We start from the raw sequence: 14,506 nt of genomic DNA on the forward strand, positions 1-14,506 counted from the left end.
GGGGAATGAATCTAAACATTCCCCCTTATTTGCTTATTGTTTTGGCCACTGCTCCCTGGGAACGTTTTTGTAAACATCTTCTAATTTCTGAAAACCATCCTTTATTACCGTATCAACCATGTTGTCCTTATCTACAGCAACAGGCGTCAAGAGAATTGATGGGACATCAATCTTTCCATTGTTTACTGAACCATTTGTTTCTATCGTTTCTCCCTTTGCCATGGCAACCGCTGCCTCCGCAGCTCTTGTAGCCAGTTGTTTTATTGGTTTATATACGGTCATTGTCTGTTTGCCCTCAACTATTCTCTGACATGCAGCAAGGTCTGCATCCTGTCCAGAAACAGCTACTTTACCGTCTAATTTTTGTGCAGCAAGCGCTTGAATTGTTCCCCCTGCGGTGCTATCATTAGAAGCGACAATCGCATCAATTTTATTGTTAGTGGCTGTCAGGGCATTTTCCACAATTTTCAATGCTTCCTCTGGCAGCCAGTCTTTTACCCACTGGTCTCCTACAACCTTTATATCTCCTTTATCAATCAGTGGCTGTAAAATGTTCATCTGCCCTTGCCTCAATAACTTGGCATTGTTATCTGTTGGCGAACCACCCAGCAGGAAGTAATTGCCTTTTGGTACCTGCTTAACTATTGCATCTGCCTGCAGTTCTCCTACTTTAACATTATCAAAGGAAATATAGTAATCAACATCCGAATTGGTTATAAGTCTATCATATGCCAACACCTTTACCCCTGCCTTATGTGCCTCCTCTACTATAGGAGCCATAGCATCGCCATTATGCGGAATTATCACCAAAACCTTTACACCCTGAGAAATTAAATTCTCTGCCTGTGAAAACTGTGTTGCATCGTCGCCATTAGCGGACTGTACCAATACCTCTGCCCCAAGCTCATTTGCCTTTTGAACGAAAAGATCCCTATCGTGTTGCCACCTTTCCAACCTCAAGTCATCCATGCTAAGACCTATTTTTATTTTTTCCGGCTCTGTTGTGTTTGAATTGTTTTGGCTTTGCGTCTGATCCTGTGTTGAATTATTGTTACTATTCTCTTGGTTTGCTGTTGTAGTACACCCTGTTACTGAAAAAATAAAGAGTGAAGCCAACAAAACTGTAAGCAAAACTCTTGATAAGGTTTTCCTCAACATTTTTACACCCCTTCTAACATTTAATTTTTATTACTTTGTGTCAGTTCTCTGCTGTCTTATATTTCCCTCATTTCAATCCCTCCCTTCAACATAGGTTAGAAATTTCATAAAAAGTGTCTTTAAGCTTTGCATACATACCTTTATAAATATTATATATTTTGTTATAAATGTTGACGTTTTCATCACAGGGAGAAACGGTTTCAGAAATATTTATTGTCCTTTTGCACCCTTCTTCAACTGTATCATAAAACCCATATCCAACCGCAGATAAAATTGCCGCACCATATGAGGGACCCTCAGATGAGCTTAACACACTTACATCTGTTTCAAAAACATCAGCAATTATTTGCCTCCACAGTTTACTGTTGGAGCCACCACCGCTTAATCTAACCTCTCTGATCGGAATGTCAAGGCTCCTGATTATTTCCATGGAATCCATCAATCCAAAAGCAACACCTTCCATTATAGCCCTTGTTAAATGTCCTCTGCCATGGATCATATTTAGACCCATAAAACATCCCTTTGCATAGGGGTCACTGTATGGAGTCCTTTCACCCATAAGATAAGGTAAAAAAATTAATCCATCACTGCCAGCTTCAACTTTTTCTGCCTCACCAATTAGATCTTCAAATGTATGAGGTTCGTTATTTTCAACCCACCATTTCAAGCATGAAGCCGCAGAAAGCATAACCCCCATTACATGCCACTTCCCGTTGGCATGGCAAAATGTATGCAGCCTATTCATCTCATCGACAGAATACCCGTCCTGGCATGCAAATACTACGCCAGACGTTCCAAGTGACACAGATATAATTCCCTCTTTTACCGTGCCGGTGCCAACTGCTCCACAGGCCTGATCACCACCACCAGCAACCACCAATGTACCTGTTTTAAGTCCGGTCTCTTCTGCGGCTTCTTTAGTTACATACCCTGCTATCTCCATGGATTCATAAGCATGTGGCAGCCAAGATTCTGGTATGTCCAATATTTCCAGCATATCTTTTGACCATTTCCTGTCTTTCACGTCAAATAAAAGAGTACCTGATGCATCTGATACATCGGTAGAAAATTCCCCCGTAAGTTTATATTTAACAAAGTCTTTCGGGAGAAGGATATGTTTTATCTTTCTGTAGATCTCCATTTCGTTATTTCTCACCCATAGTATTTTTGGCGCAGTAAATCCAGTGATGGCTTTATTCCCCGTCAATTCCGATAACCTTTCTTTTCCTACGCAATCCGTAATATATTCACACTCATGTTCAGTCCTTTGATCATTCCAGAGGATAGCAGGCCTTAAAATAACGTTTTCCGAATCTAAAAGCACCAGTCCATGCATCTGTCCTGTAACACCAATGGCTTTTATTTCATCCGATGATATGTCTGTCTTTGATAATACTTCTCGTATACCCGATTTAGTACGCTCCCACCAGTCATCCGGGTTTTGCTCTGCCCACCCTGGTTTGGGGTAAAATATAAGATATGTTTTTGAAACATCAGCCTTTATATTACCATCCTCATCCATGACGATTATCTTGACTGAAGAAGTCCCAATATCAATTCCCATGAAGTACATAATATCACCTATATCTTTGCACCCAGGGCTTTATAGACCTCTCTATAAGCCTTAACTGCATCCTTGTGCTTTTTGGCCTCATAGAGTCTATCTGTATCAATCTTGGATGCCAGATCGTATATAAACTCCCAGTGAATAACGCTTTCCTTCACTGCCTCAATTTGGTCTTCTGTGTATGGGAATAGGTCATATCCTATCCTTTCGCCATTTTTACCATAGCCAACTAACTGGAGTTCTTTAGCCAACTCTAAGGTCTCCATAAAGCACAATGCCCCCACCATGTTGTCATCATCAAAAGAACCCCATCCACTGTTGGCATGCTGGTGTCCAAGCTTATTTTCCATAGCAAGTATTCTGGCATATTCAGCAAGATTTTCTCCATTCATGATTAGATGCTGCCAGTCCATATTAACCTTCAGGCTGGTTGTATCTATCCCTTTTTCTTTCACTTTATTTATAACATACAGCACCATCCCGATATTTCTCATAGCTATCTTCATCGCAGGTTCACTGTTTTTATGTTCAAGAAATATAGTAACGCCCTTTTGGTTTGCATGTTCTGTTAATTCTGCAATGGCGTCAATAAAGTCATTCCACATCTTCTCATAATCAGTTTGAAACGGATAGTTATAACCCTCACCGCCTGGCCATATTATAAAGTTTGCGTTCAGTGAAGCAGCAAGGTCTATACCATCCTTTGCCACATCTATAGCCTCATGCCGAATATCAGGATCAGGATTTATGAATGATCCAAGGGCATATCTTGCATTTACATGATGTCCCAAGGCAATACAGTATATATCCTTGCCATTCCCATAAACTATGTCCTTTATAGCTTCGACATTTTTCTCATTGATCTCGTTGGGATAATGATACTCAAGACCGTCTATATAATCCTCTAACCCCTTTACCACCCTTTCGGTTTTTGCTTCCATTGACTCTTCCACTACCTCTGTGTGGTAGCCTCCAGGGACAAACCTGGTAGCGACCGGCCCAAACGCCCAAATGCCAACACTATTTTTTAACTTTCTTTCCATACAGGCACCTCCATTAGTTTATTGTCTCAACAAACTTACATTATATTATATTCTCCATAGAATTAAAAAATCCTTCTTCAAAATAAAAAATTCCCGGGATTATCCCGGGAATTTCAGGATGAGGGCATATGCCCGGAGGCTCCGGGAACTTGTAGTCCTTGCTCTTATGCAAATATTCTTCAGTATCCTCTACATGGAAAATCATCTGCATAAAATTAATGCTAAACCAACGTGAGAATTATTTCTCACATTACTTTAGCATTAATTTTATCACAGGATTATTTAATCTGAAAAATTTTGATAGTTTTGGACCAATTTATTTTGAGAAATAACATATAGGTTTTTTGTTTGCATCAGTGCCCAGTATCACGGTTTTCATTCTATCAGTAAGGGTTATATCGATTACCCCACCGAAGTATTCAAAACCATGAGTCAAACAGCGTATAAAAGTATTGACATCTGAGCGGTTTGTAAATTCTATATATATATTGCCCTGGAGTAGCCAAGTACCATAACAAATACATAAAGTTTACGTATTTCCCCTATTTCTTCTTCAATGTAAGTGTATTCACTCCAGTCGACCTGCGTCTGCTGCCCAGGCTTGGTTTCATAACGGCATACAGCGATAGCTTGTTTTGGAGGTCTAAATTCCCTCACATAGTCCCTTAGGATGGTACGGCCACCACCATAGCCTTCTTTTTGGATTCTTTCATAGATAACTTCACAGTTAAATATACCTTGGCCTATCAGTTCTTTGATAATATCTTTGTATGGGTCTAACTTTGACCCTTTCTTAGGATGTGGTCTTTCTTCCGGTATATCATTTGTCCTGAGGTATTTTCTCATTGTATTTCTCGGATGTCCTGTTTCTTTTGCAATTGCACGAATGCTCTTGCCTTCTGCTTTTAATTCGTGTAACATGATAATAGATCCACTCTTTATCATATATTCCCCTCCGATCTTTTGTGATATATCAGAGGGGTATTTCGCCAGGGGTGGGTCAATTCCCTCTCGTTACTTCTAGATCAATTATATACCGTTAGTGACCAGTAAAATATTGTAGTAGAATGTATCCCTCACTTCGCTGGTATTCATTCATTACCTTGAAATATTCATTCTCAGCAGGCTGTAATGCGCTTTTATATTCCTAGAAATACTATGTTTGAGGTACTTTATCTGTCAAAGTCGGGGTTAAAAGTGCTCTGATCTGTTAGAACTATAATACCCTTTATTGTCTTAATGTATTTCAAGAAATAACCCAATCCTAATAGAAAATAAGATAACCCTAACACCAAATATATTCCATATAATCCATAACCTGTATATTCAGTAATACTCCAAAGAATAAGGGCTGATATTGAGGAAACAATTAAGGAATAAATAAAAACCCACTTTTCTTGATCAATCCCTTGCAAACAATATTTGTATATCTGATTAATTACATTAAATAACTGAGGAAAAACTGCTACAGTTATATAATCACTCGACATCAAAATCAGCTTACTGTTATCTGTAATTAGTGTAAATACTGCCATGGGAAACAAGATTAATATTAGACCTATAATTAAGACGAAAATGTATGAGCAAACACTTGCTATTATTGGTAGGCTTTTCATTTTTCCGGTGTTGTTCTTTGCATATTCCTGTGCTGTTAGTGTGAGCGCTGCACCTGAATATGCATATACTGGTAATAATAAAATACTATTAATTGAATCTATTAAATTATAGGTTGCCACTTCATAAACTCCAAGTTTTGCTACTAATGCTGTAATTATCATTATAAACAACGAAGACTCAATGAAATCTTGTCCGAATAATGGCAAATATAATTTAATAAGGTTTCTACTCACTGTTTTTGATATTGAAAAGCTATAGCTAAAGTCAGTATGCTTCAAAAAACCTATTATATAAATCACTATACTGCTCAACAATCCAACTACGGAACCTATGGCAGCTCCTTTAACTCCAAGCCTTGGAAAACCAAATTTACCAAATACTAAAATATAATCTAAAGCAAGATTAACTATTATCGCAGTTATAGTACCATACATAAACATGGTTGTTCTTTTTAGATTTTTAAAGTACGCAGAAAAAATAAAAATTATCAAATTTAATTCTAAGCTAAAACCTGCTATATTCATATAGTCACAAGCATATGTCAATGTACTTCCTTCCAGATTATAAAACTTTTGAAAAATCGTTCTCCCAAATATAATTCCAAGGATACCAAATGCAAAACCGATAACAATACTCAGGGACAATGATGTATTGAATATCTGTGAATATTTATCCCTATCACGCTTTGCAAATGACTTTGCAAAGATAATATTAAATGCCATAGATAGCATGCCAAATGTTCCAGTTAGCACATATAGTAAAGAAGAAACTATACCCACTGCAGCAAAGCCTTCTACTGATGTTCTTCCTATTATAGCTTTATCTGTAATAGTAAAAATTGTCTCAATCGCAAATGTAGATATTACAGGTATTGCCATTCTATTTATTATTGATATGTCTTCTTTATTTACAGTCATTTTTTTCTTCTAACTCCACGAGAATCCTCTGAAGAACATTTTCAGAAATAATCTCTAATTTTTGTAATGTTAGAAATAAATCTCTAATATCTTTCTTTAATTCTATCAGCCCTACATCATATTCAATCATAATATCTGATAATATTGTTGAAACAGATATACCATCATTTATTTCTTTTAAAATAAAAGCAGAAATTTGATCGACCGAATAAACTCCGCCATTAGTAGATATTAGCCCAGTTTCATCTTCTTCTATCCTCATTGAAAACGGAACACCTAAGTTTTCAACTTTTATCATCATTTAGTATCAACTCCTTCTTACATATTGGGCATCTCTCATCCGAAGACATTAAGTCATTATGAAATGAAAATGCACATGCTCTACATCCTGCTTTACATGTTAACAGTAATTTACAATTTTTACAATTCCCCAACACATCTTGCAAATTAATCTCTCTTAATTTTTTAAAGACAGTTGATTCATTCCATATCTCATATAAAGGCTCTTCTTTTAGATTACCTGCCTTTAATTCGGTATAAGTGGCCATCATACTACAGCCATAAACATTTCCAAAATCATCTATATAAAAATTATCTTTTCCTGCTGTACAACCAAATTCAGTTTCATTTAGTGTACTAACTAAATTAGTTGAAATCCAAAGATTTATATCTTCAATCATTTCAGCCTCATATAGCGGTTTTTTGTATGCCTTTTTCATTAAATTTTCCCCCTTTCATTAAAAGTAGTGTCAAATCGGCCGATTTTTGCTTATTTTAATTTATACCATGGTAAAGCTTTAAATTTAGCCCTGCATAATTGACTTAGAAGTTAAGTATTGTTTAAATATTATCTTGCAATCTCGCGGAAATGATGTATCTAATTATTGAATAGATTTAATTATCCTAAATAGGAATTTAGCATAGTTACCAGATCTGTTCAATATTCAAATATGATTAAATTGTATTATATAAACCCGTATATCTTCTGTATTCTTTATTTTTCTTTATTTTTTATATATTTATAAATCTTATATTTTACATAATCAAAGTATAATTATACTATAAATCCAGCTATTTTGTAGATAAGCTTTTATTCATAAAAATGGAATAGATGATATATCCAAGGTTAAATCCATTACCAGGCTGAAGAGATTCAATAAGACGCTGAACCTATTCTCGCTCCGCTGCTTCTTTGAAAAGACAGATGAGGATAACAGGTAAGAAGTCAAAGAGAAGAGATATGTGCCAGAACATCAATAATAGACCATGACAAGATTATAGCTGGAAGTGATTATTACGGGCGGCACGGTTTTGATTGCCGTTGTTGATTTACAATAAATATTGACCCCTCAAAATAAAAAACATATATTCTCCTTAGCATAATATAAGGGGAGGAGAAAGGGTTGATCAATATAGAGCAATGGTATACGATACGAAATCTGTATTTCAAGGGCTATGGTAAAAAGACTATTGCCAGAATGTTGTTTATGTTACACTAAACCCAGTATTTCAGTTGAAAAATCCTCCACTTTAAGATAGAATTTTCCTCATGTAATAAACTACATGAGGGAGTGATGGAGTTGATATCGTTATGGTTAATTCTCCTTCTGATAATCCTGTTTCAGAGAGGTACCGTAAGCTTAAGGTTGATGCTATGCCTATAGTTGAAAAGCGACAGTTGTATGATTATAGGCAGCTACTGAATGAGTATTTTTAAGAACACGATAAACCCATTAAACCTGTTAATAGAAGAAGCAAGTTCTTACCTCCTGATTCTGTTGTGTGCCCTATTTGTGGCGTTCCTTATGAGTATATATATGACAACGCTGGTGGTAGAGGTCAACTTGGTTGTAAGGTAGGCAGGTCTACTTTTTACCCTGATAAAACTTATTTGGAAAAGCTTACGCTTAAGTATCCTCATTGTGGTAAGCCTCTTCAGAAAAAGCGTGACCGTCAACAGTTCTTTGTTTATACTTGTGTTAATAAGCGTTGCCCTTTTTATGTCTATAACATTACTTCTATGTCTAAGGACGAGAAGGCTGATTTTGAGAGAAATTCTTACAAATATAAGCTGCATTATTATCGGGTGCTTGCTGACCCCTCAAGAGAATTGGACTAAAACGCATAACATGATAAAATTTCTCTTGAAGGGGTTCTAAAGCAATGGCAGCCCATAAAAACTTTACCATTGAAGAAAAGCTTGCTATATTAGCAGAAGCAGAAAGTTCCTCTACTGCTAAGATTCCTGTATGTAGAAAATATGGTATATCAAAAGCTACTCTCGACTATTGGAGAAAACAATTTTTAAATAGTAAAGAACATCCAGAAGATGAACTGGCAAAACTTAGAAAAGAAAATGTTATGCTTCGTTCTATAATAGTGGATAAAGACCTTGAAATAGCATATCTTAAAGAATTATTAAAAAAAACGAGCCAACGTTAAGTGACAAGATTGAAATAATTGAAGCTTTTAGGGTCAGGAGCATAAATTTAGACTTCCTTCTTGAAATTGCAGGGGTTTCAAAAAGTACATTTTTCTATAAAACCCTTGAAAAAGATGGTATTACAAATAGAGGAGAAGGGGTACCTGGCTTTTCACTATGTAAATGATAAAATATAATTGACAGTAATTGATAAATAAGATTTTACAAAATAACCTGAACGATTTCCTCGAGTATATAAAAGAGATTACTACATATATCAAAAATTCCCGGGGTTAACACGGGATATGATAGAAAAGATAAAAAGCGGGTGATTAAAATTCCCGGGATTATCCCGGGAATTTTAATTTCGCTATTAATCTTCCTATATCCTCTGCCCTATCTCTAATTAGTTCATACCCCCTATCCATTGCTTCTTTGAGACTCATGGGTCTGCTTGTTATACTGAACAAGGCCGTCACACCTGCATCATACAGTTCTTTATAACTCTCTCCAAGCCCGCCTGATATTATTACCACTGGTTTGCCGTATCTCTTCCCTATCTTTGCTATGCCTGCTGGTGCTTTCCCAAACCTGGCCGTTTGAAAATCCGTATTGCCCTCTCCTGTAATAACTATATCCGCATCTTTTATCAGATCTTCCAGATGGGTTGCCTCTATGACCACATCAATGCCCCTCTTTATATCTGCATTCAGAAAGGCCTTAAATGCAAAGCCAAGGCCACCTGCTGCGCCAGCGCCGGGATAGTCCCTGTAATCTCGACCAATTGCATTTGCACTGAGGTCAGCAAAATGGGAAAGGTTTCTATCCAGTAAAGCTACCATCTCTTTTGTGGCACCCTTTTGCGGGCCGTATACAGCAGATGCGCCCCTCTCGCCGCAGAGCGGGTTATCCACGTCGCAGGCGACCGTAAAGTGGCACTTAGCTATCCTTTTATCCAATCCTGAAATATCTATGGATGCAGCCCTACCAAGTTCGCCTCCACCAAACCCAATCTCATTGCCAGACTCATCTGTTATCCTTACACCCAAAGCCTGAAGCATACCTGCTCCGCAATCGTTGGTGGCACTTCCCCCTATTCCTATAATAAAGTTCTTGCATCCCCTATCCAATGCATCTTTTATAAGCTCCCCGGTCCCGTATGTGGTGGTCACAAGAGGATTCCTCCTATCTTCAGCTACCATACTGAGCCCCGACGCTGCTGCCATCTCTATAACGCATGTACCATCCTTAAGTATCCCGTAAAAGCTCTTCTGTCTGTCTCCCAGTGGGGCTGTTACTGTAACCTCTACAAGTTCTCCACCCACAGCAGACAGGAAGGCATCCACAGTCCCTTCTCCTCCATCAGCTATGGGTATTTTTACTATATCAAAACTTCCGGATCTTTTAAGTCCCTCTTCTATGGCGTTGCATACCTGTTTTGATGTAAGGCTCCCCTTATATGAATCCGGTGAAATGATGACCCTCATAACCTTCTATGCCGCCTTCCTATAGTCTATTTCTGATACCTTTACTATTCGACACTACAATAAAAAATCCTTCATAAAAAATAAGGATAGGCTGTTTACCTATCCCTATAAACTCTAACTGATGCTTATTTCATTTGATATGAGTGCCTCTAAATCATCTTTTACGTGGTCAATGTCATATTCATATTTTATAATATCGCCATTTTTTATAAGCACCACACATGGACTCTTTTCGCACTTAAGCCTTTTTAATGGCATGTTGGACTTATAAATATCTAATCGGCAGAGTTTTATCCTACCCTCAAACTTTTTTTCCAGCCTTTCAAGATTAATGAGATATTCTCTGTCACTACTTTCCACTGCATTATATACATATGCCATCACCGGTATATTCTGGCCAAATACCTCTTTTTCAAAGTAATCGGTCTCTTCAATATATTTTTCCACCATAACACCCGCTGTTGCACCATCACCTACAGATGTCGCCACCTGCCTTAAAAATTTATCCCTTACATCCCCCACGGCATAAATCCCTTCTACATTTGTCTCCATGAGTTCATTTGTCTTTATATAGCCTTTGTCAGTCATATCGATTATTCCCTTGAAGATTTCCGTATTGGGAACATAGCCTATAAAAAGAAAACACCCATCGACCTTTACAGGTATCAGTTCTCCTGTCTTTAGATTTTTGAGTACAACCTTATCAAGTCGTTCTTCTCCTTCAAAAGAGTCTACCACCGTATTCCAGTAAAATTTCATCTTTCCATTTTTCAATGCCTTCTCCTGGGCCACCTTATTTGCGTCCATTATCCCTTCATCATGTATAACCGATACATTTACCTGTCTGGCAAACTTTGTAAGGAACATACCCTCCTCTATGGCTGCGTCCCCACTGCCTATGACCATGACATCCTTATCTGTATAGTATGCTGCATCACATGTGGCACAGAATGAAATTCCCTTGTCATAAAGATACTTTTCCTCGTTTCTGGCCCCCGTAAGCCTTGGTTTCCCGCCAGTAGCGATCACAACTGCTTTAGCGTAATAATCGGTCCTGAATGTTGATACAACCTTATATCTATCCTCCAACCTCAATTCTCTCACATCGGTCAATTTTATGTCTACACCAAATTTTTTAACCTGCTTGTCAAAGAGTTTCATAAGGTCATTCCCACTTATGGATTCAGGAAACCCTGGATAGTTTTCTATTTCACTGGTATAGGTGGCCAGGCCTCCCATAAGTGATTTTTCAATAAGCAGGGTTTTCAGTCTTGCCCTGCCGCAGTATATGGCAGACGTCATGCCAGCCGGGCCGCCTCCGATAACCACCACATCATAAAATTCCTTCTTTTTCTCCATGTATTACACCCCCACAAAATATTAAAAAGGAAAGGTGGATATCCCACCTTTAAGTCATAAAATAGCGGACAAGCAGTTTACTTCCTATCCATGCTCCTAAGAATATAAAAACAGCGTATATCCATCCATGTAAAGACATTGAGGCTACCCCGCTAAAGAAGGCACCTATATTACATCCAAATGCAATCCTTGCACCATAACCCATAAGCAAACCACCCAACGCCGCTGCAATAACCTGCTTATATGATTTCAACTTTTTGATTTTAAACTGTGATGCCAGAAGCGTAGCCAATAGTGCGCCCAGAATAATACCTATATTCTGAACAGAACCCGTGTTGGTAAATGCTGACTGGCTAAGTGCTTTAGCGTTTGCTTCTATCTGGAAGAAGTCCCACCCGGACACATCTGCTCCAAACAACTTTGATATCCAGGCACCCCAATATGCAAATGTTGTTGTAATACCCCATGCTTTCCCTGATATTGCAAGCATTGCAGTATTGAGTATCGCCAGAAGAATTGCACCGGTCCAATATGACCATGCATCCTTAAATATCTTTTTATACAAAGGTGAGTTTGTAAAATTCATGTTACCACACCCTTCTAAATATTATTTAGTTTTCTCTATATATATCTCCCATTCCCCATCGTCAACTTCCTCTATCTCTACATTATATCCGACTTTCCTGGCCCACTCCGGGACGTTTTTCATAGCACAACTGTGGTCTATTTCCACAATAAGCGTATCACCAACCTTAAGTTGCTCCATCTTCTTTTGTGTTTTAATCAATGGTACAGGACAAGCCTCTCCAAGACAATCCAATCTGTATTCTGCCATAAATTTATTCCTCCTCAGAACCTAATTTTTTATTTTCATACCATTCAGCAACAGCAAAGAGTATTGCTAATACTATAAGTTGGCCAAAGAATGCCGGTGCCCAACCAAATATGTTGGGTAAAAAAACTGCAGGCGATTTGGAGAAGAATACCTTTGACCACCAACCATAATCATGGGCACCCCACATTGAACCAATTATGAAAAATACTAATGCTATCCATTGCTGTACAAAACCCTCACCAACCCTCATCAGGGTGCCAGAGGCACATCCTCCTGCTATAACCATTCCAACGCCAAACATGGTAGCCCCTATAGCTGTAAAAATACCTGCAGGAGCAATATTGCCTGGTATAGGAAGCCCTTTGGATACAGCACTGTATTGAATTGCAGCAAACCCCATAGTGGCCAGCATCAAGGCAACAATGACGGCTCTTGTGAGTGATGTACTTCCTGTCAGTACAGGGTCTCTCATCGCAGCTGTAAAACAAAACCTTGCTTTTTGAAGCACAAACCCAAAGGAAATGCCAAAAATCCAGTAAATGCTTAGCATTGGTGAAATGCCTGCCAGCACGATACCTATCACCACAAGAACAATTAGCAACCCTATACCTGCTGGCACCTGGTTTTTCTTCTTTCTTTTGGGTTTTTTTACATCCTCCATTTCGCGCCCTCCTTTTTGTTATTTTTTTATCATTTTAGAGTCTATCTATCCTTCGATATAATTGTATCATGGGGATTGGTATAATTGTTATAAATTTAACTAATACTGCATAAGCATATCTTATAGCAAGACAGTTATGTTCGATATAATAGATACGTATCATTATTTATTACAGTGGCATTATATATGCTATTGCCAATAAAATTGAAGTTTTGCTTAAACCTAAAATAATATATAATATTTTTAGGATTGATATGTCATTATCATATCATGGATTGGGGGTATAAATATGGACCTTGCCAGCCTCCAGGCTTTTTATAAAACCGTATATTATAGAAGTATATCTACCGCTGCAAAAGAACTTTACCTCTCTCAACCTGCCATAAGCATGCAGATAAAATCCCTGGAGCAGGAACTTAATACAAAACTATTGGAACGTAGCAACAAGGGTGCAAAACCTACTGAGGCCGGTAATATAGTGTATGAATACGCTCAGAAAATACTGGAACTCTATGAACACATGAACAAAGACCTTGAGTCATTAATAAACACGCGAAGGAATATATCCGTGATATCCTGCCCATCTTTTGGCCACTATTCTCTGCCCTGTAGTCTTTATGAATTCAAAAGAAGATTCAAGGGGATTGACTTTGATATAGAATATGCATTTACAGATGATGTAATAAAAAATATTGAGAAGGGCGTGTATGATATAGGCTTTATAGAGGGAGAATGCACCAATGAAAATATAGACTGCATGACGCTGGGTGCTTCACGGATGTATTTTGTAGCTAATCCGGAAATTGTAAAGAGTAATATACTCAGTAAAAAAGAAATAACACAGTACAGTCTTTTTATAATAGATAAAAAATGTTATCTTCGTAAAATCATTGAAAATGTTTTTTCCTCACATGCCCTTGACATCTATTCTTTTAGTATTCATATGGAGTCCTCTTCATTTGAGGCGATTAAATCATCTGTACTCGCAGGTGAGGGAATATCTATAATGCCGTATCTATCAATTAAAAAAGAGCTCTACAACAAGAGCCTAATAATTCTTGAGGTTGAAGATATGGTTTTTAAGTACCATTATTCACTGATATATAACAAAAAGATTACTGACCCACTGAAGTTAAACTTTATTAATTTCATTAAAGAGCATGGCAAAAAAAGTTTTTGTTAGGTGAGAGATATGAGATATGATATTGATTGCTTTGGTGAAATGTGTCCTGTCCCTATGCTAAAGCTCAAAGGCATTTTAAAAGACCTCAAGGATGGTGATTCTATCAAACTTGTCACCGACCACAGTTGTGTCCTGAGCAGCATATCCGATTACTTGAAACATAGAAGGCTGAAAGTCGAGATAGAGGAAGTCATAAACGGCGTGTGGGAAATATACATTGAAAAGAGGTGATGGGCTCAAAAGTCCACCACCTCACT

At 37.7% G+C, this 14,506-nt stretch carries 16 protein-coding genes and 1 pseudogene; 4 read left to right on the forward strand and 13 right to left on the reverse strand.

The features are described 5' to 3' along the window. Positions 1 to 33: 33 nt before the first annotated feature. The 7 genes and pseudogenes from xylF to FWJ32_RS09470 form a co-directional block, all read right to left on the reverse strand. A complete protein-coding gene (xylF, locus tag FWJ32_RS09440; RefSeq protein ID WP_162523587.1) occupies positions 34 to 1,158 on the reverse strand; it encodes a D-xylose ABC transporter substrate-binding protein in 1,125 nt (374 codons plus the stop codon). 85 nt (positions 1,159 to 1,243) lie between these two features. Continuing rightward, entirely contained in the window at positions 1,244 to 2,731 is a 1,488-nt protein-coding gene (gene xylB / locus FWJ32_RS09445; RefSeq protein ID WP_149545710.1) for a xylulokinase, read from the reverse strand. Between the two features lie 8 nt (positions 2,732 to 2,739). Continuing rightward, positions 2,740 to 3,768, reverse strand: a complete 1,029-nt coding sequence (locus FWJ32_RS09450; RefSeq protein WP_149545711.1) for a sugar phosphate isomerase/epimerase family protein — start codon at positions 3,766 to 3,768, stop codon at positions 2,740 to 2,742. 334 nt (positions 3,769 to 4,102) lie between these two features. Beyond that, a pseudogene (gene istA, locus FWJ32_RS09455) lies at positions 4,103 to 4,713 on the reverse strand (IS21 family transposase); the annotation flags it as partial. Positions 4,714 to 4,940: 227 nt separating this feature from the next. Then, complete coding sequence (locus FWJ32_RS09460; protein ID WP_149545712.1) at positions 4,941 to 6,302, reverse strand: MATE family efflux transporter; 1,362 nt, start codon at positions 6,300 to 6,302, stop codon at positions 4,941 to 4,943. Further along, positions 6,289 to 6,603 (reverse strand): PqqD family protein, encoded by a 315-nt coding sequence (locus FWJ32_RS09465; protein WP_149545713.1) that lies wholly within the window; start codon positions 6,601 to 6,603, stop codon positions 6,289 to 6,291. The genes FWJ32_RS09460 and FWJ32_RS09465 overlap by 14 nt, the downstream gene beginning before the upstream one ends. Continuing rightward, positions 6,587 to 7,021 carry an SPASM domain-containing protein gene (locus FWJ32_RS09470; protein WP_149545714.1) on the reverse strand — a complete coding sequence of 145 codons (435 nt, stop codon included), beginning with the start codon at positions 7,019 to 7,021 and terminating at the stop codon, positions 6,587 to 6,589. The genes FWJ32_RS09465 and FWJ32_RS09470 overlap by 17 nt, the downstream gene beginning before the upstream one ends. Before the next feature lie 872 nt (positions 7,022 to 7,893). Here FWJ32_RS09470 and FWJ32_RS13720 point away from each other — a divergent pair. Then, on the forward strand, positions 7,894 to 8,019 hold the full coding sequence (locus tag FWJ32_RS13720) for a hypothetical protein (protein ID WP_275266289.1): 126 nt from the start codon (positions 7,894 to 7,896) through the stop codon (positions 8,017 to 8,019). 45 nt (positions 8,020 to 8,064) lie between these two features. Here FWJ32_RS13720 and FWJ32_RS13525 read toward each other — a convergent pair whose 3' ends face one another. Further along, a complete protein-coding gene (locus FWJ32_RS13525; protein ID WP_203227657.1) occupies positions 8,065 to 8,223 on the reverse strand; it encodes a hypothetical protein in 159 nt (52 codons plus the stop codon). 242 nt (positions 8,224 to 8,465) lie between these two features. Here FWJ32_RS13525 and FWJ32_RS09480 point away from each other — a divergent pair, with 242 nt between their 5' ends. Next, positions 8,466 to 8,744 (forward strand): transposase, encoded by a 279-nt coding sequence (locus FWJ32_RS09480; protein WP_149545716.1) that lies wholly within the window; start codon positions 8,466 to 8,468, stop codon positions 8,742 to 8,744. Between the two features lie 327 nt (positions 8,745 to 9,071). On the opposite strand, the gene FWJ32_RS09485 is transcribed toward FWJ32_RS09480, so the two are convergent. From FWJ32_RS09485 to FWJ32_RS09505, 5 genes are all read right to left on the reverse strand, one after another. Beyond that, complete coding sequence (locus tag FWJ32_RS09485; protein WP_149545717.1) at positions 9,072 to 10,211, reverse strand: glycerate kinase; 1,140 nt, start codon at positions 10,209 to 10,211, stop codon at positions 9,072 to 9,074. A 114-nt stretch (positions 10,212 to 10,325) separates the two neighbouring features. Beyond that, the gene (locus FWJ32_RS09490) at positions 10,326 to 11,570 is read right to left on the reverse strand and encodes an NAD(P)/FAD-dependent oxidoreductase (protein ID WP_149545718.1); all 1,245 of its coding nucleotides are present in this window, start codon (positions 11,568 to 11,570) and stop codon (positions 10,326 to 10,328) included. 49 nt (positions 11,571 to 11,619) lie between these two features. After that, positions 11,620 to 12,156: a YeeE/YedE thiosulfate transporter family protein gene (locus FWJ32_RS09495; RefSeq protein ID WP_149545719.1), complete on the reverse strand. Its 537-nt coding sequence runs from the start codon at positions 12,154 to 12,156 to the stop codon at positions 11,620 to 11,622. A gap of 21 nt (positions 12,157 to 12,177) precedes the next feature. After that, a complete protein-coding gene (locus FWJ32_RS09500; protein ID WP_149545720.1) occupies positions 12,178 to 12,405 on the reverse strand; it encodes a sulfurtransferase TusA family protein in 228 nt (75 codons plus the stop codon). Positions 12,406 to 12,409: 4 nt separating this feature from the next. Next, complete coding sequence (locus FWJ32_RS09505; protein WP_149545721.1) at positions 12,410 to 13,066, reverse strand: YeeE/YedE thiosulfate transporter family protein; 657 nt, start codon at positions 13,064 to 13,066, stop codon at positions 12,410 to 12,412. Positions 13,067 to 13,355: 289 nt separating this feature from the next. Here FWJ32_RS09505 and FWJ32_RS09510 point away from each other — a divergent pair, with 289 nt between their 5' ends. Together FWJ32_RS09510 and FWJ32_RS09515 are read left to right on the forward strand one after the other, a co-directional pair. Continuing rightward, entirely contained in the window at positions 13,356 to 14,249 is an 894-nt protein-coding gene (locus FWJ32_RS09510) for a LysR family transcriptional regulator (RefSeq protein ID WP_149545722.1), read from the forward strand. A gap of 9 nt (positions 14,250 to 14,258) precedes the next feature. Next, positions 14,259 to 14,480, forward strand: coding sequence for a sulfurtransferase TusA family protein (locus tag FWJ32_RS09515; RefSeq protein ID WP_149545723.1), 222 nt, complete (start codon positions 14,259 to 14,261; stop codon positions 14,478 to 14,480). The last annotated feature ends 26 nt before the right edge of the window (positions 14,481 to 14,506 follow it).

Source organism: Calorimonas adulescens (assembly GCF_008274215.1).
GTDB lineage: Bacteria > Bacillota > Thermoanaerobacteria > Thermoanaerobacterales > UBA4877 > Calorimonas > Calorimonas adulescens.

Bases quoted from the DNA above. Each gene is read 5' to 3' on its own strand.
- xylF (WP_162523587.1), bottom strand. From the start codon at position 1,158: ATGTTGAGGAAAACCTTATCAAGAGTTTTGCTTACAGTTTTGTTGGCT.
- xylB (WP_149545710.1), bottom strand. From the start codon at position 2,731: ATGTACTTCATGGGAATTGATATTGGGACTTCTTCAGTCAAGATAATC.
- FWJ32_RS09450 (WP_149545711.1), bottom strand. From the start codon at position 3,768: ATGGAAAGAAAGTTAAAAAATAGTGTTGGCATTTGGGCGTTTGGGCCG.
- FWJ32_RS09460 (WP_149545712.1), bottom strand. From the start codon at position 6,302: ATGACTGTAAATAAAGAAGACATATCAATAATAAATAGAATGGCAATA.
- FWJ32_RS09465 (WP_149545713.1), bottom strand. From the start codon at position 6,603: ATGATGATAAAAGTTGAAAACTTAGGTGTTCCGTTTTCAATGAGGATA.
- FWJ32_RS09470 (WP_149545714.1), bottom strand. From the start codon at position 7,021: ATGAAAAAGGCATACAAAAAACCGCTATATGAGGCTGAAATGATTGAA.
- FWJ32_RS13720 (WP_275266289.1), top strand. From the start codon at position 7,894: ATGGTTAATTCTCCTTCTGATAATCCTGTTTCAGAGAGGTACCGTAAG.
- FWJ32_RS13525 (WP_203227657.1), bottom strand. From the start codon at position 8,223: ATGAGGATACTTAAGCGTAAGCTTTTCCAAATAAGTTTTATCAGGGTA.
- FWJ32_RS09480 (WP_149545716.1), top strand. From the start codon at position 8,466: ATGGCAGCCCATAAAAACTTTACCATTGAAGAAAAGCTTGCTATATTA.
- FWJ32_RS09485 (WP_149545717.1), bottom strand. From the start codon at position 10,211: ATGAGGGTCATCATTTCACCGGATTCATATAAGGGGAGCCTTACATCA.
- FWJ32_RS09490 (WP_149545718.1), bottom strand. From the start codon at position 11,570: ATGGAGAAAAAGAAGGAATTTTATGATGTGGTGGTTATCGGAGGCGGC.
- FWJ32_RS09495 (WP_149545719.1), bottom strand. From the start codon at position 12,156: ATGAATTTTACAAACTCACCTTTGTATAAAAAGATATTTAAGGATGCA.
- FWJ32_RS09500 (WP_149545720.1), bottom strand. From the start codon at position 12,405: ATGGCAGAATACAGATTGGATTGTCTTGGAGAGGCTTGTCCTGTACCA.
- FWJ32_RS09505 (WP_149545721.1), bottom strand. From the start codon at position 13,066: ATGGAGGATGTAAAAAAACCCAAAAGAAAGAAGAAAAACCAGGTGCCA.
- FWJ32_RS09510 (WP_149545722.1), top strand. From the start codon at position 13,356: ATGGACCTTGCCAGCCTCCAGGCTTTTTATAAAACCGTATATTATAGA.
- FWJ32_RS09515 (WP_149545723.1), top strand. From the start codon at position 14,259: ATGAGATATGATATTGATTGCTTTGGTGAAATGTGTCCTGTCCCTATG.